Here is an 18,919-nt window from a genome sequence, read left to right as displayed (position 1 = left end):
GGGGTGCCTCGCCGTACGCGATCAGTTGCGGGATTCATCGGAAGAGATCCCGTGAACGCGCTGACCCGCCGCCCCGTCAACCCGTCATCGTCAGCCCGTCGTCGGCCGCGCCGCGGGAGAGGACCACCTCGCGCACGGCGTCGCGGGCCCGGGCGTGCGCGGAGCCGCCGGGTGCGCCGGCGGTCAGCGGGACGACGCGGAACGCGTTGCTCACGTCGGTGAGTTGCGGGGTGAACTCCGCCTTGGTCACGGTCCAGCGCCGGCCCGCCGCGCCGGGCGGTGCGAAGGTGAAGCGGGCCATCGAACTCTGGTTGCCGCGGGAGTCGACCGCGCCCTGCGGGTTGTACATGTAACCGGCCAGCTGATCGCCCATGCCGTAGACGACCCAGGTGCCGTTGACCTTCTCGTACGCCTGCGGGACGTGGGCGTGGGTGCCGAGGATCAGGTCGATGTCGGGGCGGTCGCCGGTGCGGGCGGCGGTGAGTGCGTGGGCGAGGGTGCGCTGCTGTCCGTCGGGTTCCTGCTGCCATTCGGTGCCCCAGTGGAGGCTGACGACGACCACGTCGGCGCCCGCCTGCCGGGCGGTCCGTGCGTCGGCGAGGATGCGGTCCCGGTCGATGAGGTTGACCGACCAGGGCTGCCCTTCGGGTACGGCGATGCCGTTGGTGCCGTACGTGTACGCGAGCTGCGCGACCTTCGCCCGGCCCGCCTTGAGGACGGTGGGGCGGGCGGCCTCGTCGGCGGTACGGGCCGAGCCGGCGTGCCGTACGCCTGCCGCGTCCAGGGCGCCGAGGGTGCGGCGGATCCCGGCGGGGCCGTCGTCGAGGGTGTGGTTGGAGGCGGTGGAGCAGGAGTCGTAGCCGGTGGCCTTGAGGGCGGCGGCGACCTGCGGGGGCGACTTGAACGCGGGATAGCCGGTGAACGGGCCGCCGTCCTCGCCGTACACCGTTTCCACGTGGCAGATCGCCAGGTCGGCGCCGGAGACCAGGGGCCGGACGCCGGCGAGCATCGGGCCGAAGTCGTGGCCGCGGCCGTGCGCGTCCTTGCGGGCCTGCTCGATGATCTCCGTGTGCGGGAGCACGTCGCCGGTGGCCAGGAGGGTGAAGCCGCCGGGGACCGCGGCTTTCGCGGGCTGTCCCGAGGTGGCGCCGTGGCGTCCCGCGGCGGGCTGCTGGGGACCGCAGCCCGCCGCCAGGAGAGCCAGTGCTGCCACTGTTGCCCCTGCTGCCAGGGCGGCCGGTCCGTGCGTTCCTGTCACGGATCTTTCATACCGTCTGGAATGAGATAGTTCGCGTCGGTTGTGGCGGTCGGGTCAGGGCCCGTGGAGGTTCCGGACCCGGCAGGGAATTCACACCCGGCACAGGATCTCGCCGTGCAGCACGCCGAACCAGGCGTCCTCCCGCGTGCCCCACTCCCGCCACGCCGCGGCGATCCGGTCCAGTTCGGCCGTGGTGGCGTGGCCGCCGTCCACCGCCAGCCGGGCGTACGCGGAGGCCACCGTCCGGTCCGCCCACAGGCCGCTCCACCAGGAACGTTCCTCCGGTGTCGCGTAACACCACGCGCTCGCCGTCGAGGTGATCGCGGCATCGGCGAAACCCGCCTGACGGGCCCAGGCGCGCAGCCGCCGGCCCGCGTCCGGCTCGCCCCCGTTGGCACGGGCCACCCGGTGGTAGAGGTCCAGCCAGCCGTCCAGGCCCTCGACCGCCGGGTACCAGGTCATGGTCGCGTAGTCCGCGTCCCGTACGGCCACGACGCCGCCCGGCCCGGTGACGCGGCGCATCTCGCGCAGCGCCCGCACCGGGTCGCCCACGTGCTGGAGGACCTGGTGGGCGTGGGTGACGCAGAAGGAGCCGTCCGGGAAGTCCAGTGCGTGGACGTCGCCGGTCACGAAGCGGACGTTGGCCAGGCCGCGCTCCTCGGCGGTGGCCCGCGCCTGCTCCAGCACGTCCGGCGCGTGCTCCAGCCCGGTGACCCGGCCGTCCGGCACCAGCGCGGCCAGGTCGGCCGTGATGGTGCCGGGGCCGCAGCCGACGTCCAGGATCTCCATGTGCGGCGCGAGCGCGTCCAGCAGGTACGCCGCCGAGTTGGCGGCGGTGCGCCAGGTGTGCGAGCGCAGGACGGACTCATGGTGCCCGTGGGTGTACACGGCGGACTCGCGGTGGCTGTGCGGGCGGGCGGCGGACGCGTGGCCCTGGGCGTGGACGGCGGACTCGTGCTGCATGGCGGACGGCTCCTTCGCGCTCCCGGTCGGCAGGTGTGGTCACCGTACGCCGGGCGATCGCATGATGAGAAAGCCGTCTCGCTATCCGGGCAGCAGGCGGTAGACGGTCAGCGCCTCGTTCTCCTTGCAGATTGTCAACTCGCGCGGAGCGCCCGTCACTTCACCGTCGTACGCGAGCACGCTGTCCGGCGCCAGGCCGCCCAGTCGCACCGAGCGCACCCGGGACTCGCTCAGGACGGGGGAGTGCCGCAGCGCGCCCGTCAGGGCCGCGGTCAGCAGCCGCGTACGGGCCAGCCGCCCGCCGTGCACCACGCGTACGTCCAGCACACCGTCCGCCAGGTCGTGCCGCCGCACCGGTGCCAGGCCCAGCCCCCGGTACGCGCAGTTGCCCGCGAACAGCAGCCACACCTCCCGCCGCTTCCCGTTGACCTCCACCGTCACCGGGTCGGCCGTCCGCAGCACCTTCCAGGCGGCCAGCACCCCGGCCGGCCAGGCACCGATCCGGCCCGCCCACTCCTCCCGCACGCGCACCAGCTCCGGGTACGCGCCGACGGAGAAGGTGTTGAGGTAGTACGTGGGGTCCTGGCCCGGCGCGGTACGGAACCCGGCCAGATCCACCGCGACCGCCTCGCCGCTCTCCACCGCCCGGGCGGCGTCCGCGAGCGTCTCGATGCCCAGGTCGTACGCGAAGTGGTTGCGGGTGCCCCCGGGCAGCACCGCCAGCGGCAGACCGTGCCGTACGGCGACCGCCGCCGCGGCGCAGACGGTGCCGTCCCCGCCCAGCACGCCCAGCGCGCCGCCGGCCTGCTCGGCCTGCTCGGCAGCCTCCTCCAGCGCCTTGTCCATCGGCGGGGACTCCGGGTCGCCGCACAGCACCACCTCGGCCTCCGGCAGCACACCGCGCACCTCCTGCACCCGGTCGGGGCGCGGTCCCGTGCGCTGCCCGGACGCGTGGTTGGCCACCACGAACAGCCCGCGTCCCTGCGGCAGCGGGGGCGCGTCGGCGGCCGGCCGCGCCGGGGGCGCCAGCTGCGCCCGGGTCGGCGCGAGCCCCCGCACGGCCAGCGCCGCGCCCACACCGAGCGCGGCCCCCGCCAGGACGTCACCGGGGTAGTGCACGCCCGTGTAGACGCGGGAGAACGCCACGGAGGCGGCTACCGGCGCCAGCGCCAGGCCCCACCACTTGTTCTCGAACGCGACGCCGGTGGCGAAGGCCGCGGCCGAGGCCGCGTGGCCGGACGGGAAGGACGTGGTGAACGGCTGCCGGCTCAGCTGCCGTATGACCGGTACCGCCTCCAGCAGCGGCCGGCTGCGCCGCACCGAGCGCTTGCCCAGGGTGTTGACCGTCGCCGACGCCGCCGCCAGCGAGGCCACCCCGCGCAGCGCGGCCCGGCGCATCGGACGCCCGCCGAGGGCGGCCGCGCCCGCCGCGATCCCCATCCACAGCAGTCCGTGGTCGGCGGTGCGCGTCAGCTTCGGCAGCACGCGCTGCGCGCCCGGCCAGTGCCGTGCCGCGACGCTGTCGAAGATCTCGCGGTCCCAGGCGCTCAGCAGCTTTCGCATGGCCCACCTGTACCCCGAAGAACGGGGCACATACAGCAGCCCCGGGGTTCCCCGCGTCGTCCGTCGCATCCGCAGCCACTCCCGTCGGTCGAATCGGTCGCATCAGTCGGCCGGTCGGCCGGTCGGTCCGGTCGGTCCGGTCGGCCGGGCAGCCGCACGGCCGCAGCCGGGCCTCAGACGGTGCCCGGCCCCGCGTTCCCGACGTCCGGCCAGCTGTCCGGGGCGGCCCGGCTGATGTCCGCGAGCGCCGAGTCCGGATCCTGCGCACGGGCCAGGTCGCCGATGCTGACCACCCCCACCGGCGTCCCGTTCTCGACCACCGGCAGCCGCCGCACCGCGTTCGTACGCATCAGCGTGACCGCCTCGCTGATGCGGTCGTCGGGGGCGACACAGACCGGCTCGGGGGTGCACACCGAGCGGCAGGACACGGCGAGCGGATCGACCCCGTCGGCCACCGCCCGCAGCGTGATGTCGCGGTCCGTCACCACCCCCAGCAGCACGCCGTCCTGCGTCACCAGGACGTCCCCGATGTCCTGCGCGCGCATCAGCTGCGCCGCCTCGACGAGCGAGGCGTCCGGCAGGACCGCCGCGACATCCGGGGTCATGACGTCCCTCACGAACTGTGCCATTGCTGTTCGCCTTCTCTCGGTCGGGCCGGCGGGAGCCAGGAGAGGCCGGGCGGGGCCGGGCGGCCCGGGGCACGGGAGCGCCCCGGGGCCCGTCACCCCGGGGCGTCGTGGAGCGCGCCGACGGCACCGGACACGTCGCGATGGCACCGGTCGCCGCGCCGAGCCGGAGCGGTCCTCGTACGATCGAAGGAGGCGACCGGTCGGACCGGGTGGTCCGAGGTGCCGGCACGGGCCGCGGAGCCGGGGCCCGGCCTGGTAGTGAGTGGGGTGAGGAATCCGAGTTCCATGCCTGCCTCCGGGGCTCGCAGCGAGCCTGCCGCCGGACGTGTCCGGGTGGTTGTGCGAGCGGGTACCCGAAGGGACGCACCCGACACGGAGGGAGAAACCCCGATGCCGTCCCACGACACGTCCACGGACTCCCCGCGGCCCGCGGAGACGAAGGCCGCCACACCGGACTCCGCCACCCTGGGGGTCCCGCCCGCCCGGCTCGACGAACAGCAGCTGCTGCGCGAGCTGGAAACCATCCACCGCACCCGCCACGACACCCTCCTGCACGGCTCCACCGACGCGCTCGCCACACACAACGCGCGCATGGCGGAGCTGGAGGGCGAGTACCTGCGCCGCCATCCGCGCCGCTGGGTCGCCTCCGGCCGTACCCGCTCCGGAGCCCGCGCCCGTACCGGCTGACCGCCCCGTGACACCGGTCCTCGACGACGTCCGGTGACATCGGGACGTTTGAGCGGGCGCCGTGCAGGTACCCGGTGACCGGCCGAGCGGCCACGGAGAAGGCCCCGGGAGCCAGGGCGACGGGGCAGTGGGGAGGAGCGCCCGGGCGCGGAATGTGGGGTTCCGCGCCCGGGCGCCTTTCGTGCTCCGTGCCACCGGGCCCCGCCCCGCACGGCCGGTTCGCCATAATGCGGTGATCCGATGCGGTGACCGGCCGCCGGGCCGACGGCCGGTCAGGAGGGAAAACATGGCGGACACCGGACACACCACGGCAGGCGCCACGCCGCAGCAACCCGGCGCGCCCGCCCGCTTCAAGGACCTGGCCCTGGACGCACGCGACCACCGCGCGCTCGCCGACTGGTGGTGCGAGGCCATGGGCCACGTGCGCCGTCCGCCCGCCGCGGGGGAGGAACAGCCGCGCGCCCGGCCGGTCCCGATCGTCGATCCGGCCGGCCGCGGACCGCTGATCTGGATCAACCCGGTCGCCGAGCCCAAGGCCGTCAAGAACCGGATGCACCTGGACGTGTGGGGGGACACCGGTCGTCTGCTGCGGCTGGGCGCGACCCTGGTGCGTGAGCGGGACCAGGACATCGAGTGGGACATCCTCGCCGACCCCCAACACCTCTGACCTACCAGTTCTACGGTACCGCCCCACCAGACACCTTGACCAGCAAAGAGCCCCGCCCGAACCCTCGGGCGGGGCTTAGTTGTTGCTGGTCAGCCGCAGAACGATGACCGTATGGCGGTCACGATGGCGGCGGCCTGGTCCTCGGTGAGGGCCGGCACGGTCCCGCCCTCGAACCGGGAGCGGGCCTTGCGCTGCACGGTCGCGGAACCCTTCCCGCCCTTGATGTCCGCGCACACGTCGCGGGCTCGGCTCACGGCCCGCTCTTCCTTGGCCACTAGGCCGGGCTCAATGGTCCGGAGAGCCCGTGTCAGCGCCGCTTGCTGTCCCGCATCGGGCGAGGGGATGCCGCTGCCTCTAGCTGTACTGGTCGGGGACATTGACCAATCGTGAGAACGGGGGCTGGTTGCCGCAAGCGGTGTGCGGACGGTGCTGGTTGTACTGGTGCAGCCACGGTGGCAGAGCGTCTCGGCGTTGTTGCTCGCTGGTGTAGCAGCGGGCGTAGGCCCAGCCGTCGGCCATGGTGCGGTGGAAGCGCTCGACCTTGCCGTTGGTCTGCGGACGGTAAGGGCGTGTGAACTTCGGCGTGATCGAGAGGGCGTCGCACGTGTCGCGCCACAAGTAGGACCGGTAGGCGCCGCCGTTGTCCGAGAGCACCCTCTCGATGGTGACGCCGCGCTCGGCGAACCACTCCACCGCGCGATGCAGCTCGCTGACTGCGGTCATGGCCGTCTCGTCATTGTGGACCTCGGTGTAGGCGACGCGAGAGTGGTCGTCGATGACGGTGTGCACAAACGCGTATCCGAGCTTCGGGCCGCCGTAGGCGTTGCGTGACTTGCCCGGAGTCGCGACGCGGTGCTTCTCGCCTTGGCGGCGGCCGACGTAGCGCCAGCCGCCGCCATCGGGAATGTTCCCGAGCTTCTTCACGTCCACGTGCGCCAGCGATCCCGGGTGGTCGTGTTCATACCGCCGGACGGCTTCACCAGTCGCGCGATCGACGTAGGCAAGTCGGTTCAGTCGGGCTGATCGCAGGATTCGGTGCACTGTCGACGGGGCGATGTCGAGTCTCGCGGCGAGCTGGACCGGCCCTTCTCGCAGACACAGTCGCAGGTTGACGCACCTCTTCGTCACGGTGATGGTTGTCTTGCTCGGCGATATCCGGAGTCGTGAGGATCGGTCCTGCATGGACTCACCTGCAAGGTAGCGGTCGGCCCAGCGCTTTACGGTTGGCCGGGACACCTGGAATCGGGCCGCGACTTCGCTGATCGGCCAGCCGTCGTCAACGCCGAGTCGCGCGACTTTCAGACGGTGGCGCGGGGTGAGGGCAGCGTTCGGATGTGACATTTCTGAGCTCCTGGACAGACTGAAGGGCCGACCATCGTGTGTGGCCGGCCCTTCGACAACTAGACGTGTGGGTAGGGGGCGTGCAGATCAGTCCACCGGGGAGACTCGGATGAGGTTGCCGTCGGGGTCGGTGATCACAAACGTGCGGCCGAAGACAGCGTCGTGCGGCTCCTCCACGACATGGACTCCCTTCGAGACCCAACTCGTGAAGATCTCGTCAATCGCAGTCGCTGCTCCGGAGACCATCAGCCCGACTTCGCTTGTGCGAGGGGTGCTCGGGACCGCTTGCTCGCTGTAGCCCGTCCACAGCGCGAACAGGACACCGGGGGCAACCTCGAAAGCTACGTAGTGGGGACTGATGAAGGTCGGTTCGATCTCGAACAGGTCGCTGTAGAAGACGGTAGCGGCCTCGGCGTCGCGGACGCCGATCAGGAATAGGTTGGGTGCGGGCATAGAGCGCTCCTCAGATCGTTGAAGTCTCGGTGCCGCTCCAGTTGATCGCCTCATCACGACAGAACCTGTCACCTTTTCTGTGAACATTAGTCAGCATGAAGGCTTCGAGGCTGTTGCACCTCTTGCTGCTCCTGCAGACCCGTCAGCGCATCACCACCACCGAGCTCGCCGAGCGTCTGGAAGTGTCTCGGCGGACCGTGCTGCGGGATGTCGAGGCGCTCTCGACAGCAGGTGTGCCTGTCTATGCCGAACGCGGGCGGAACGGCGGGATCGTCTTGCTCCCCAGTGCACGGCTCAACGCATCCCATCTGGAACCGCCAGAGCTGGAAGCCCTCTCCGTAGCCGGTTTGGACAGCGCGCAACTTGAGCGTATGGGCCTGTCTGCGGTGTGGGAGTCGGCCGCGCGCAAGATAGCCGCCCGGCAGGCTGTAGCACCTGGGTCGCCGAGCCTGCTGCAACTGGCGGACCTGGTGCTGGTGGACAGCACCGCGTGGTTTGCTGACTCAGAGGCAGCGGTCGACGTATCGGAGCTGGCCTCGGCCCTGCGACGCCGACGACGGCTGCGAATCCAGTACCGGCGCAGCGCCGAGAACCAGGCCTCAACGCGGGTGGTCGACCCGTACGGGATCGTGGCGAAATCAGGCCGCTGGTATCTCATCGCCGATGACCAGGGGGACGGTCGACTGTTCGCTCTGGAACGACTCTCGTCCTACGAACAACTCGACGCGCCCGCTGCTCTCCGACCAGGCGAAACCCTCCGCACCAGATGGACCGCATTGAAGGAACGCACCGAGGGGCAAGGTCGCGTGAGCGTGACCGTCCGTCTGCCAGAAAATGGCCTCGACCTGGCATGGCGCATCCTCGGCAACCGCATCCACGATATCTCCGACGCGGAGAACGGCTGGTGCACCGTCGTCGTCCGCTACCCCGACATCGAGTCAGTGCGTCAGCTCCTCCAGTTCGGCGACCACATCGAGATACTCACCCCAGAAACAGCCCGCGAACGCATCAGACAGCTCGCCAGAGACCTGGCTGAAAGGCACTCAACCCCAGCCTCATGATTGCCGATCGGAACGTCCTGCCCTCCATCAACGTCTCCGGTCAGTACATCTAGCGGGCTCAGACGGCATCCCAGCAAGCTCATTGGCAGGTTCGGCGGACGCTGTGGCGGACGGTTTCGGGGCTGCCGTAGCTGCGTCCTTCCGGTCGTCCTCGAATAACGAGAGCACTCCGCCGAACGCGAGTACCGCAACTCCCGCGTTGATCCAGTTTTTCCGCTTCACTGCGGCCCCTCCCTGGTGGTGTCAAAAGATCACAGATGTCTATCACGGGGTATATCCCGCGTTGATCACAGTTGACATACGAAAAGCCCCGCTCGGCGTGTGACCGAACAGAGTCTTTCGTCGTCCCCGCCGTTTGTGCGTCGGTGGCGACAGGCGTAGGCGATGTTCACGTGCCCTGGACGAGTACGCCCGCGCACCACTCGGCCACTCCCACGAGGGATCGGCAGCCTCCCGATTGACGGACAACATGGCCATAGGCGCACAAGCCGCGCCTACGTCGCCATAGAGGAGGAATCATGCAGGACAACCAGGAAGTGACCGAGTACGAAGCGCCCGAGATCGCAGAGGCCGGCTCTTTCAACGAACTCACGCTCGGCCCTCACGGGGGGCTCGACGACTTCTGGTCCGGCGGATACGACCACGCATGGTGATTCTTGCCGCTTCAGTGGGCCCCACTGGCCCGAACTGAGCAGCCTCCCTCAGGCACCGCGCCCCCGCTCCGGCTACGTGCCGAGGCGGGGGCGTTCTGTCGTGTTGGGGCGCACGAAAAGCCCCGCTCGGCACGTGGCCGAACGGGCCTTCTGCTTCGCGGGATGGGCTACACGGGGCGCACGCGCTCACCGGGGAGGGGGCCGGGGGCGACCGTACGGGGGGCGCAGTTCGGCCAGGCGTACTGCACGTGGTCAGGGCCGCTCGTGCAGGAGATGTACCGGACGGGGATGCGCACGCGGGTCGGTCGGCTGCAACGGCAACAGTTGACTGTCTGTGCGGGCGGGACGAGCGGGAAGTAGCGCGCTATGTCGCTCATGCCGACGCCGCCCGACGTGCCGGGGTGATGTTGAGGGTCGGGAAGTCGTAATCGACTCCGATTTCGTGGAACGCGGCAGCCCACCAGTGTTCGCGCTGGCCTGGTGTGAGTGAGCGGATTTCTTGGGCGTGGAAGATTGCCCGGACTGTCTCGGCGCTCGGTCCGCGCCATGGCATGTCCCACGCGGTAGGGCTGGTTTGGGTGCAGGGCGGTCGGCGAGGTATTAAGGTTCCCTCGCGTCTGGACGATGAACTTGTCCACGTCCGCGTCTCCTCCGAGGATAGCCAGCGTCTCGATCCGCTGGTTAAGTGCTCCCGTGCTCTCCGGGTACGCCTCGTTCACCGTGCGGAAGGCGACACCAGGCAGGGCGCATTCCTCGTTGTACCGATAGGCGTTGCCCACAACCTGTATGAGCGGCAGCCGGTCCAGGATCGGAGATTCCTGCACGAACGTCTCGATAACGCCACGCTGCAAATCATCCTGAGAGAGCTTGGCGGATTCGGCCAGAGTGAATGTCATAATTTTCTCCGTAAGGGATACTCGGGAGCAGTCACCAAGGTTGACGATCGCCATTTTGCACGGCGTGCGTCGGCCCACAGAAACGACCTAATCAGCCATCAGAGTTTTTTGCCTCCCTGTCGATCAGCATGGGGAGGGGAGGGGGGTACCCCCCTGGTAAAAGGATTAAAATCGCTGCGAATTCGAGCTTTTTCAACAGCCCAACCGCCCGGTTTATGCTTCGCAGTCTCGGAGTTGTGGCACTGCGTGCGCAGTGCACGCAGTCGCGACCACGCGTCAGGGTGGGCAACGCCCTGCGCTACCAACTACCTACGAGACAACGGGAAATGGTCAGCGACCGTCGCGACGCGCGAGCACAGCACGCACCACGGATGGTGATACAGGTACCGGCGCCGGATGCGCTGCCACCGAGTGTCGTAGCCCCGCTCCGCAGACGAGCCACGCAGACGGTTCGCCTCCAGCTCGTGAGCCGCACAGCGGCCACCACTGGTCAGCTCGGGGCACCCGGGGATCGGGCAGGGGGTACGGGGCTTTCGGGGCAGGGGGGATCACCTCCGGTCGGGTGGGGCATCGCACACGAACCACGTTCCTAAGCACGCGTGGCGGGTACTCGCGTGATCACGGAAACTGGCACAGCACGCAAGGGAAGGGTCGTCATGACCAAACGTCAGCAGAAGATCAGCAAGCAGCGCTCCCCGTACAGCCCGCAGAATCTCAAGCGCGTTGCTCGGCAAGCCGGTGTCAGGCGGGTTTCCGCGGGAGCCTTCTCGGAGGCAAACGCTATGGCAAAGGAATACTTGTCAGCGGTGCTGAGTTATGCACAAGTCTACGCGCAGCACGACAAGCGCCGCACAGTATTGGCCACTGATGTTCAGCACGCACAGGAAGCGTTGAACGCCAACCGCGTTGACTCCGGGCCCCAGAAGGGATAGCGGGGCGGTGCCTCTACGCGGCACCTCGCACGGCCCCGAACTCCGTGCGCGTCTTCAACCCGTGGCAGCCAACGCACAGAACCTGAACGTTACCGTCCGTGTCGGTCCCTCCCATCGCGAGGGGCCGCACGTGGTCTATCTCCACCACGTCCGCGGGGAAGTCGTTCAGGCACCAGTCGCACCAGCCGGTCCCGCGCTCGTCCACCCGCCGGCGGAGACGAGCGGCAGCGTCATAGCGGGCCGCTCGTCGCCTACCGCGGGCTCGCCGGGACCGGAACACTCGTCCGCCCCTCATACGCCCCGTGATGGGCCTTACAGCGTTTCCGGTGCGTCGCGGGCTCGGCGCAGTCGATACAGCGCATGTGCGCCCCCTGTCAGTGTCATGGCATATGTTGATCGGATGACTTCAACCGACAGCCCGTCCGAGCCCGCACCGGGCTACCGCCGTTTCGCTGGTCGTTGCTCCGTGTGTGGGCTCGGCCTCCAGTGGGAGGCGTACAGCCGCACTGCCCTGGTGGACAGCGAAGGATCAAGGCTGTGCGTCCCGGAACAAGGTCCGCACGTTTTGCAGTAGTGCCCGCCCCCGGACTCGAACCGGGAACCTTCGCGGTCTAAACGCGACGCCTCTTGCTGTTGGGCTAGGCGGGCTGGTGTCGCCCTCGCAGGCTTGGGCCGGTCCGGGCGTAGCGGGGGCCGTACGGGCTTGCAACCCCGTTCGGCGCACTCGCGGACGAGTGGGTTACTGATGGGCGGTACGGCCCCCGCAGCGCGGCCGCACGACCCCAGCGGCCACCACCGAGTAACGCGATGGTGCGTGGTGCACGGGCAACGCAGTTTCCGAGAGCGGGCACTCAGCCCGCCAAAGTCCCCCATGGGGTGGGTGCGCGGTAATCCCGCTCTCGGAAGTAGTGGAGAGCGGATGTATCCCGCGCCCTGTCGGACTGTCCGGCTACTCTCGCCCTCGGTCTATGTGGAGAGCGGAGGTATCGCGGACGCCCAAGGGGCTGCCCGGCGATCGTCAGTCTCTTCCGGGCTGTAGTGGAGAGCGAAGGTACCCCGGATCGGTGGCGGTGTGCCGAATAGTGGTCCGGTCTCTCTTCTCTCTTATTTTTTCTATGTGTTCTAAAAAGTAGGTTGAAACCGTCACCTCTACACTCCTCGCCTCGCTGTTGGCCGGTCGGCCGAGCCGGCGAGGGCGTAAGGGCAGTCCCGGGCGCCCCCACGCCGGGTAGGGGCGCCGTACGTGCCGAGGGGGTGTTACGCAGCGGCGACGAGTTCGCGCGTGGGCTCGGCGGGGACAGGCTCGGCAAGGCGGATTTTGCTGCCGGGGGTCGGGGAGTCTCCGCGGGTCTCGGACTCCAGCGCTGCCGCTTCACCTGCGAGGGCTTCCGCGGCGGGGTCCAGTTCCCCGGACATGGTGAACGTGACTCGGCGCGTGTCCAGCTTGCGCCATCCGCCACGGGCGCCGCGCCGTACGTCTAGGCGAACTCCCGCTTCAATGAGCATGGCGCGTCGGCCCGCGGTGTCTTTCTCGGCCCGCTCGTCCGCGAACGTCTTACCCGTCGGCGTGACGATGCGTTGCGGCTCGCGCTTTTCGCGGGTCTCCAGCTCGGCAATGCGCGCGTCAAGTGCGTCTGCACGTTCCTGCCACGCTCGCGCGGCATGCTTGGACTTCTGCCGTCCCATCTGTTCTCGGTGCTCCTCAAATTCGGCGAGAGTGGCGCGTAGCTCGGTCTCGGGGTCGTATCCGGGGATCTCGACTACATGTGTCGTCTGGATGGAGCCGACCCGTCGAAGGAACTCCTGGTGCTGGTTCTTCTTGCTTTCCTGCGTGTTCAGGTACATGCGCCCGCCGCACGAGTCGCAGTGGATGCCCCGCAGCAGCAGCGCGTCCGTGTCCTTCCGGTCCCCGTTGTCAATGCTCAGCTTGTCCAGTACCGCGCCGATGCGGTCGAATTCCTCGCGGGTCATGATGGGCTCTTCCGTCGCCATGACGGGGTTGCCGTCGGCGTCGCGTACGGGCCCTTGTGCATCTTCCGGCCGAGCAGCGTTTCGTTGCGGAGCATCCGCGTAATGACCGTCGGGTTCCATAGGAACGCGTCCTTACGGAGTCCCTTCACTCCGCCGGTGCGCCCGCCGGTCTTCCGGCCCATCTTCACGGCCCAGTGATCGCGCGGGGTCGGTACCTTGTCCGCGTTCAGGCCCACGGCGATAGCGGAAACGGTCGTGCCTTCCAGCAGTTCATGCACGATCCGCTCAATGATCTCAACCGCATCAGGGTCCGGAACGAGCGTCCAGCCCACCCCGCCGTGTTCCTTCGGCATGGGCGCGGGCATGTAGCCGTACGGCGGACGACCGCCACCGCGCCAGCGCAGCGCCATATTCCGCAGTGCAGCCATAGCACCGGTAACGCGATCCTTGATGCTCTGCGCCTCCACCTGCGCGGCAAAGGCGAGCATCATCATTTGGAATTCCGCTATGGGGTCCATGGGGTTTCGGAAGTCGAACACGAGTCGGCCACCGCCGATTCCCTCGGCGAACACAAGAACCTTGCGGTGCTCGCGGGCCCACTTCGCTAGCTCGTGCATGTCCGCCATGGACCGGATTGCGCGGTCAAAGCGCCACCACACCAGGGCGTCAAGGTCATCGGGTCGGGTGAGCCACTGGCCGAGGGCGGGACGGTCGAAGGGGGTGATCTTGGACGCCGACACGTCAAGGTCTACGGCCTCGCGGAGCTGGTCACCCTCGCCGAAGCTGATGTTGTGCGCGGCTGCCGCGAGGTCGTCGGCCTCGCGCTGCCGTTCCGGGCTGGTGGTCTCGTCGGTCAGTACGGACAGCCGGATGCACTGCACGCCCCGAAGGGGCTCGGTGTAGACGGTGCCGGCGAGGGGATTCGACTGCTGGGGTGCTGATTCCATGCTCTCTGTGGAGAGCGGAGAGCTACCCGTACCGGGCTTGACCAGGACCGATGACACCACGCCGACACTCCAGAACCTCTAGTTCCGAGTGTTGGGAGACCCGGAGGGCAACGAGTTCTGCGTGTTCACGCTGGCGGGCGCCAACCCCGCCCAGGAAACCGGGGTGTGACGCCCGGGGACGGCCCCTCCCGCACCGGCCCGCCGCTGCTCGCCGCCTCACAGCACCCGATAAGGCGTCGCCTCCTCATGATGGAACCGCAGGCCGTGGCCCGGTAGTTGTTCCGCGCCGGGGCGGACCGTTCCGCCGGACGGGTCGAGGCCGCCGTCGAAGAACATCGACTCGATGCGTACGTGGTCGTGGAACCACTCGATGTGCCGCAGGTTCGGCACGCACGCGGCCGGGTGGGCGTGGACGTGCGGGGCGCAGTGCGCGGAGACCTCCAGGCCGTGCGCCTCGGCGAGGGCCGCGGCGCGCAGCCAGACCGTCAGGCCGCCGCACCGGGTGGCGTCGATCTGGAGGCAGTCCACGACCGGGGCCAGCCGCGCGAAGTACGGCAGGTCGTAGCCGTACTCGCCGGCCGTCACGTCGCACACGACCAGGTCGCGGACGACCCGCAGGCCCTCCAGGTCGTCGGAGGAGACCGGTTCCTCGAACCAGCCGACGCCCTGGTCGGCGAGTTCCCGCCCGACCCGTACGGCCTGCTTGCGGGTGTAGGCGCCGTTGGCGTCCACGTACAGTTCGGCGCGCGGTCCGATGGCCTTGCGGGCGTTGCGGACGCGGGACAGGTCGCGCTCGACGGCCCGGCCCCACTCCTCGCCGATCTTGATCTTGACCCGTTCGATGCCCTGTCCGTGCACCCACCCGTTGAGCTGCGTCGCCAGATGGGTGTTGTGGTACGTGGTGAAGCCGCCCGAGCCGTAGACCGGCACCGCGCTGCGCACGGCGCCGATCAGATGCAGCAGCGGCAGGTCCAGCAGCCGCGCCTTGAGGTCCCACAGGGCGATGTCCACCGCGGACAGCGCGCAGGCGACCAGCCCGGGCCGGCCGGCGTTGCGCACCGCCCGGCTCATGGCCTCGTAGGCGCCCTGGACGTCCAGCACGCACCGGCCGAGGACCGGACGGGTGAGCAGGTCGCGGACGACCGAGCCGGTGTCGGCGGCTGCGTAGGTCCAGCCCAGGCCGGTGGTCGTACCGGAGCGGGCCTCGACGACGATGACGGTGGTGGTGTCCCAGGCGAGCGTGCCGTCGGCTTCCGGCGCGTCGGTGGGGACGGTGTAGGCGGTGACGTCCAGCCGCTCGACTTTCATGGTGACCAAGGGCTCCTCTTCTTCGGTCTCGGTGCGGACCCGGGTCTCGTGCTCATGTCCCGCCGCTCCCGCCGCTCGCAGGGCTTCTGGCCGGTACGCGTACGCCGCCGTCCGGCCGGACCGTCCGTCCGGCCGGTGACGGGCTGTCAGCGATCCGTTCCGCACGGGTTACCTGACCCGCGGGCCGGAAACCTCCCGGAACGGTGCCCCGCCGCGGCCGATTCGGCCCGGGAGGCGTTTACCGGGTACGGGTTCGGGCACGCGATCCGTGTGCTTCGGACCGGAGGCACGCCCGTGGGAGCGACCTGCTCTGCGAGCGTGATCTCCGGCTGCGCTCCTGCGGAGGACCCCAGTCCACCGATCAGGGAGCCAGGACCATGCCCTCTGTACGCACACCTCATCGCGCGAGCACCCAGCGCGGCCGGCCCGCCGAACGCCCGCCGGGCCCCCGCCGCACCCAGAAGAAGCACCCGCACGACGACGCGCCGGACACCGGCGCCGACTTCCGCAGGCTGATGGCGCTGCCCGACGGGCCGGAGCGGGACGCGCTGCGCCAGAGCATCGTCTGCGCCTGGCTCCCGATGGCCGAACGCCTCGCACGGCAGTTCCGCAACCGCGGCGAGACCACCGAGGACCTGACCCAGGTCGCCTCGCTCGGCCTGGTCAAGGCCGTGGACCGGTACGACCCGGACCGCGGCTGCGCGTTCGAGAGCTTCGCCGTGCCGACCATCGTCGGCGAGGTCAAGCGGCACTTCCGCGACCACATGTGGGGCCTGCACGTGCCCCGGCGCGTCCAGGAACTGCGCAACCGCGTCCGTACGGCCACGCTGGAGCTCACCCACGCGCCCGACGACCACCGCCCCGCCGCCCAGGACATCGCCCGCCACACCGGCATGACGCTGGAGGAGGTGCTGCTCGGCATGGAGGCACTGGAGAGCTACTCGACGCTCTCCCTGGACGCCGAACTGCCCGGCGCCGACGACGGGTACGCGCTGGTGGACACCCTCGGCGGCCCGGAGCCGGGCTTCGACCTCGTCGTCGACCGCGAGGCGGTCAGGCCCAAGCTGCAGATGCTCCCCGAGCGCGAGCGGCAGATCCTCTACCTGCGGTTCTTCTGCGACATGACGCAGAGCCGGATCGCCGACCGGCTCGGCATCTCGCAGATGCACGTCTCCCGGCTCATCAACCGCACCTGCACCCGCCTGTGCGACCAGGTGGGCGAACGCCAAGCGGCCTGAAACCACGAGCGGGGATTCTCAGGATGCAGCGTCTCAGCGGTACAGCGTCTCAGGGCTGCAGCGCGCGCCCCAGGTGGCGGGCCATCCGGTCGACGGCGCCCGCCTCCGCCAGGCTGAAGGCCCGTCGGCCGCCCGTGCGTAACAGCGTCAGGACGCCCCGCACGGGCCCCGACTTCGCCCGCAGCGGCACGCACAGCAGCGAGGTCACCTCGGCGCGGGCCAGTATCGGCGCTCCCTCGACGTCGTGACCGAACGCGCCGAGGTCCTCCGGCCGTACCTGGAGGTTGGCGTTGCCCGCCCGGGCCGCCTCGACCACGACCGGGCAGTCTCCGGGGAGCTGGGCGGCCAGGGTGGCCGCCAGGCTGTCCAGGGAGTGCGGGCCGCCGGTGCCGCGCGGGTCCGTCGCGGTGTGCTCTGCCGTGCCGTACGCCTCGTCCCCGGCGTACGGCACGGTTCTCTCGGGCCCGTGCACCGCCACCCGCACCAACTGCCCCCCGCCGCGGTTCACCAGGTCGGCCGTCACCCAGTCGGTGAAGCGCCCGCGCAGCACCCGGCAGGCCCGGTCGAGTACGGCGGTGGGCTCCCGCGGCGACTCCAGGAGCGCCATGGTCATGTCGTCGAGGAGGTCCATCAGTTCGGTGGTGCGGGTCACCTCTGACAGGCCGGGTCGCGAGGTGCCCGCGCGGTCCGTTCCCCCCGTACGGTCCACGGCTCCCGGCCGGTCCGCCGCCAGAGTCTGCGGGCCGGTGAGGAAGACCGTGAGCACGGACGTGTTCGGCTCGCCCTGGGGCCGCAGCGCCGTCAGCGTGGCCCGCAGCGACTCGCCCGCGCGCCGGACCCCGTCCGGCGGTGGCAGCAGCCGTACCACCAGGCTGCGGTCGCCCTCGTTGCGGGAGACCGCGGCCACCTGGGAACGGAGGGCGGCCCGCTCCTCGGGGACGAGCGAGGCGGTCAGCGGGCGGCCCGCCGCGTACCCGGCGCGCATCCCGAACAGCCGGGTGCCGGCGAAGTTCAGCCGCCGTATGACCGCGTCCGGGTCCAGCAGCACCACCGGGAACGGCATCCGCTGGAACAGCGCGCGCAGCAGCTGCTGTTCGTCGGCGGCGCGCCGCGCGCCGTTGTCCCGCTCCGCCGGCAGCCCCCGTTCCAGGCGGGGCAGGAGCACGTCGACCACGTGCTGGAGCTCGAAGAGGGCGGCGTCCAGGACGGACAGCCCCTCGGTGGAGGGCAGGGCGCGGGCGGCGCGCAGCTCTTCGACTCGTCTGCGGAAATCCGCGAGTTCCGCGGCAACGCGCTCGACCTCGGCCATGCCCTCACGCTAACCGGTGCGTCACCGGACCGTACCCCGGTGGCGGCAAGCCGACCGGCGGCCGGTCCCGAACGCCCGAACTCGACGGGAAACCGGCGTTTTCGACCGTACGCACCGGGCAGCCGAACCTGTGCAGGGTCCACGACTTCCCGTCTACGGACCCGAAGGGACTGACCACACAGTGGATGCGACAACGCCGACCCGTACCCGTTTCGAGACCGGGACGTCCGACCTCACCGAGGGGTCCAGCGCCCGCAGTCTCGCCCACCTCGCCGAACAGGCCGCCTGGTGCACCCCGGACAGCTGCGGCGCCGCCGCGACGGTGAGCACCGGCGACGGCACCGCCGAAGCACCGACCGCGGTGACCCACCCCGACCTGTCCGCCCTGGTCAGCGTGCAGTGGGAGTCCGGCGAGGGACCCATCCCCGCGGCCCTGGACACCGGCCGGGCCACCGGCGCCGACGACCTGCTGCACGAGAGCCGCTGGCCCGAGTACCGCGCCAAGGCCCTGGAGGCCGGGGTACGCTCCAGCGCCACCCTCCCGTACCGCCGCGACGGCATCACCCTCACCCTCACCGTCTACGGCTTCCGGCCGGGCCTGAAGGTCGAGAAGGGCTGTACGGCGACGGACGTGCTCGGTGAGCTGGCCGCGACCGCGCTGGCGCGGCAGCGCCGCTACCGCGAGGCGCTCGTCGAGGTGGACCAGCTCGACACCGCCCTGCGCACCCGGCCGGTGGTCGACCAGGCATGCGGCATCCTCATGTACGTGCTGGGGTGCGACGCGGACACCGCCTTCGACACGCTGCGCCGGCTGTCCCAGCGCACCAACCGCAAACTGTCCGACCTCGCCGGCGCCCTGGTCCGTACCCGCGGGCGCGGGCTGGAGACGGAGCTGCGGTGCCTGGACGAGAGGTCCCGGCACCCGCACCGCGCGGCCGCCCGGGACCGGCGCGCGGACTCCGCCGACGACGCGCCGGACACCGGCCAGGCGCCGTAGGGCGGCCGGAACCGCTGCCTTCCGGGGCCCGCGCCCGGTTCCCGCC

18 protein-coding genes, 1 tRNA gene and 1 pseudogene are annotated in these 18,919 nt (G+C 70.2%); 7 read left to right on the top strand and 13 right to left on the bottom strand.

What is annotated here, in order from left to right; translation table 11 throughout:
- Positions 1–76 precede the first annotated feature (76 nt).
- From ACZ4Z1_RS21685 to ACZ4Z1_RS21670, 4 genes are all read right to left on the bottom strand, one after another.
- Positions 77–1,258 carry a CapA family protein gene (locus tag ACZ4Z1_RS21685; RefSeq protein ID WP_468488233.1) on the bottom strand — a complete coding sequence of 394 codons (1,182 nt, stop codon included), beginning with the start codon at positions 1,256–1,258 and terminating at the stop codon, positions 77–79.
- A gap of 90 nt (positions 1,259–1,348) precedes the next feature.
- The gene (locus ACZ4Z1_RS21680) at positions 1,349–2,221 is read right to left on the bottom strand and encodes a methyltransferase domain-containing protein (RefSeq protein ID WP_468488232.1); all 873 of its coding nucleotides are present in this window, start codon (positions 2,219–2,221) and stop codon (positions 1,349–1,351) included.
- 81 nt (positions 2,222–2,302) lie between these two features.
- Positions 2,303–3,784: a phosphatase PAP2 family protein gene (locus tag ACZ4Z1_RS21675; RefSeq protein ID WP_468488231.1), complete on the bottom strand. Its 1,482-nt coding sequence runs from the start codon at positions 3,782–3,784 to the stop codon at positions 2,303–2,305.
- Positions 3,785–3,957: 173 nt separating this feature from the next.
- Positions 3,958–4,413, bottom strand: coding sequence for a CBS domain-containing protein (locus ACZ4Z1_RS21670; RefSeq protein WP_468488230.1), 456 nt, complete (start codon positions 4,411–4,413; stop codon positions 3,958–3,960).
- Positions 4,414–4,803: 390 nt separating this feature from the next.
- On the opposite strand from ACZ4Z1_RS21670, the gene ACZ4Z1_RS21665 reads away from it, so the two are divergent.
- Together ACZ4Z1_RS21665 and ACZ4Z1_RS21660 are read left to right on the top strand one after the other, a co-directional pair.
- Positions 4,804–5,100, top strand: a complete 297-nt coding sequence (locus tag ACZ4Z1_RS21665) for a DUF6158 family protein (protein WP_468488229.1) — start codon at positions 4,804–4,806, stop codon at positions 5,098–5,100.
- A gap of 286 nt (positions 5,101–5,386) precedes the next feature.
- Complete coding sequence (locus ACZ4Z1_RS21660; protein ID WP_468488228.1) at positions 5,387–5,767, top strand: VOC family protein; 381 nt, start codon at positions 5,387–5,389, stop codon at positions 5,765–5,767.
- An 89-nt stretch (positions 5,768–5,856) separates the two neighbouring features.
- On the opposite strand, the gene ACZ4Z1_RS21655 is transcribed toward ACZ4Z1_RS21660, so the two are convergent.
- The 3 genes from ACZ4Z1_RS21655 to ACZ4Z1_RS21645 form a co-directional block, all read right to left on the bottom strand.
- Positions 5,857–6,144 (bottom strand): DUF732 domain-containing protein, encoded by a 288-nt coding sequence (locus ACZ4Z1_RS21655; RefSeq protein WP_468488227.1) that lies wholly within the window; start codon positions 6,142–6,144, stop codon positions 5,857–5,859.
- Positions 6,122–7,108: an IS481 family transposase gene (locus ACZ4Z1_RS21650; RefSeq protein ID WP_468488226.1), complete on the bottom strand. Its 987-nt coding sequence runs from the start codon at positions 7,106–7,108 to the stop codon at positions 6,122–6,124. Before ACZ4Z1_RS21650 ends, ACZ4Z1_RS21655 begins: the two co-directional genes overlap by 23 nt.
- An 87-nt stretch (positions 7,109–7,195) precedes the next feature.
- On the bottom strand, positions 7,196–7,561 hold the full coding sequence (locus tag ACZ4Z1_RS21645) for a VOC family protein (RefSeq protein ID WP_466649233.1): 366 nt from the start codon (positions 7,559–7,561) through the stop codon (positions 7,196–7,198).
- A gap of 95 nt (positions 7,562–7,656) precedes the next feature.
- Between ACZ4Z1_RS21645 and ACZ4Z1_RS21640 the strand changes: the two genes are divergently transcribed.
- Positions 7,657–8,622, top strand: coding sequence for a helix-turn-helix transcriptional regulator (locus ACZ4Z1_RS21640; RefSeq protein WP_468488225.1), 966 nt, complete (start codon positions 7,657–7,659; stop codon positions 8,620–8,622).
- Between the two features lie 518 nt (positions 8,623–9,140).
- Positions 9,141–9,275 (top strand): lasso RiPP family leader peptide-containing protein, encoded by a 135-nt coding sequence (locus ACZ4Z1_RS21635; protein ID WP_468488224.1) that lies wholly within the window; start codon positions 9,141–9,143, stop codon positions 9,273–9,275.
- 167 nt (positions 9,276–9,442) lie between these two features.
- Here ACZ4Z1_RS21635 and ACZ4Z1_RS21630 read toward each other — a convergent pair whose 3' ends face one another.
- Complete coding sequence (locus ACZ4Z1_RS21630; RefSeq protein ID WP_468488223.1) at positions 9,443–10,171, bottom strand: major capsid protein; 729 nt, start codon at positions 10,169–10,171, stop codon at positions 9,443–9,445.
- 656 nt (positions 10,172–10,827) lie between these two features.
- On the opposite strand from ACZ4Z1_RS21630, the gene ACZ4Z1_RS21625 reads away from it, so the two are divergent.
- Positions 10,828–11,103 carry a histone-like protein gene (locus tag ACZ4Z1_RS21625; RefSeq protein WP_468488222.1) on the top strand — a complete coding sequence of 92 codons (276 nt, stop codon included), beginning with the start codon at positions 10,828–10,830 and terminating at the stop codon, positions 11,101–11,103.
- Positions 11,104–11,116: 13 nt separating this feature from the next.
- On the opposite strand, the gene ACZ4Z1_RS21620 is transcribed toward ACZ4Z1_RS21625, so the two are convergent.
- The 4 genes and pseudogenes from ACZ4Z1_RS21620 to ACZ4Z1_RS21605 all read right to left on the bottom strand — a co-directional run bounded on the left by ACZ4Z1_RS21620 (position 11,117) and on the right by ACZ4Z1_RS21605 (position 15,329).
- A complete protein-coding gene (locus ACZ4Z1_RS21620; protein ID WP_468488221.1) occupies positions 11,117–11,398 on the bottom strand; it encodes an HNH endonuclease in 282 nt (93 codons plus the stop codon).
- Positions 11,399–11,677: 279 nt separating this feature from the next.
- Positions 11,678–11,751, bottom strand: a tRNA-Leu gene (locus ACZ4Z1_RS21615).
- A gap of 609 nt (positions 11,752–12,360) precedes the next feature.
- Positions 12,361–14,021, bottom strand: a pseudogene (locus tag ACZ4Z1_RS21610) (recombinase family protein).
- Between the two features lie 216 nt (positions 14,022–14,237).
- Entirely contained in the window at positions 14,238–15,329 is a 1,092-nt protein-coding gene (locus ACZ4Z1_RS21605; protein ID WP_468488439.1) for an enolase C-terminal domain-like protein, read from the bottom strand.
- Between the two features lie 377 nt (positions 15,330–15,706).
- Between ACZ4Z1_RS21605 and ACZ4Z1_RS21600 the strand changes: the two genes are divergently transcribed.
- Positions 15,707–16,567: a SigB/SigF/SigG family RNA polymerase sigma factor gene (locus ACZ4Z1_RS21600; RefSeq protein ID WP_468488220.1), complete on the top strand. Its 861-nt coding sequence runs from the start codon at positions 15,707–15,709 to the stop codon at positions 16,565–16,567.
- Between the two features lie 49 nt (positions 16,568–16,616).
- Here ACZ4Z1_RS21600 and ACZ4Z1_RS21595 read toward each other — a convergent pair whose 3' ends face one another.
- Positions 16,617–17,876, bottom strand: coding sequence for a PAS domain-containing protein (locus ACZ4Z1_RS21595; protein WP_468488219.1), 1,260 nt, complete (start codon positions 17,874–17,876; stop codon positions 16,617–16,619).
- A 181-nt stretch (positions 17,877–18,057) separates the two neighbouring features.
- On the opposite strand from ACZ4Z1_RS21595, the gene ACZ4Z1_RS21590 reads away from it, so the two are divergent.
- Positions 18,058–18,873 (top strand): ANTAR domain-containing response regulator, encoded by an 816-nt coding sequence (locus ACZ4Z1_RS21590; RefSeq protein ID WP_468488218.1) that lies wholly within the window; start codon positions 18,058–18,060, stop codon positions 18,871–18,873.
- Positions 18,874–18,919 lie beyond the last annotated feature (46 nt).

This window comes from Streptomyces sp. NPDC030165, from assembly GCF_055573595.1.
Note: the sequence above shows the minus strand (reverse complement) of the source record. Positions and strands in the feature narration are given on the sequence as shown.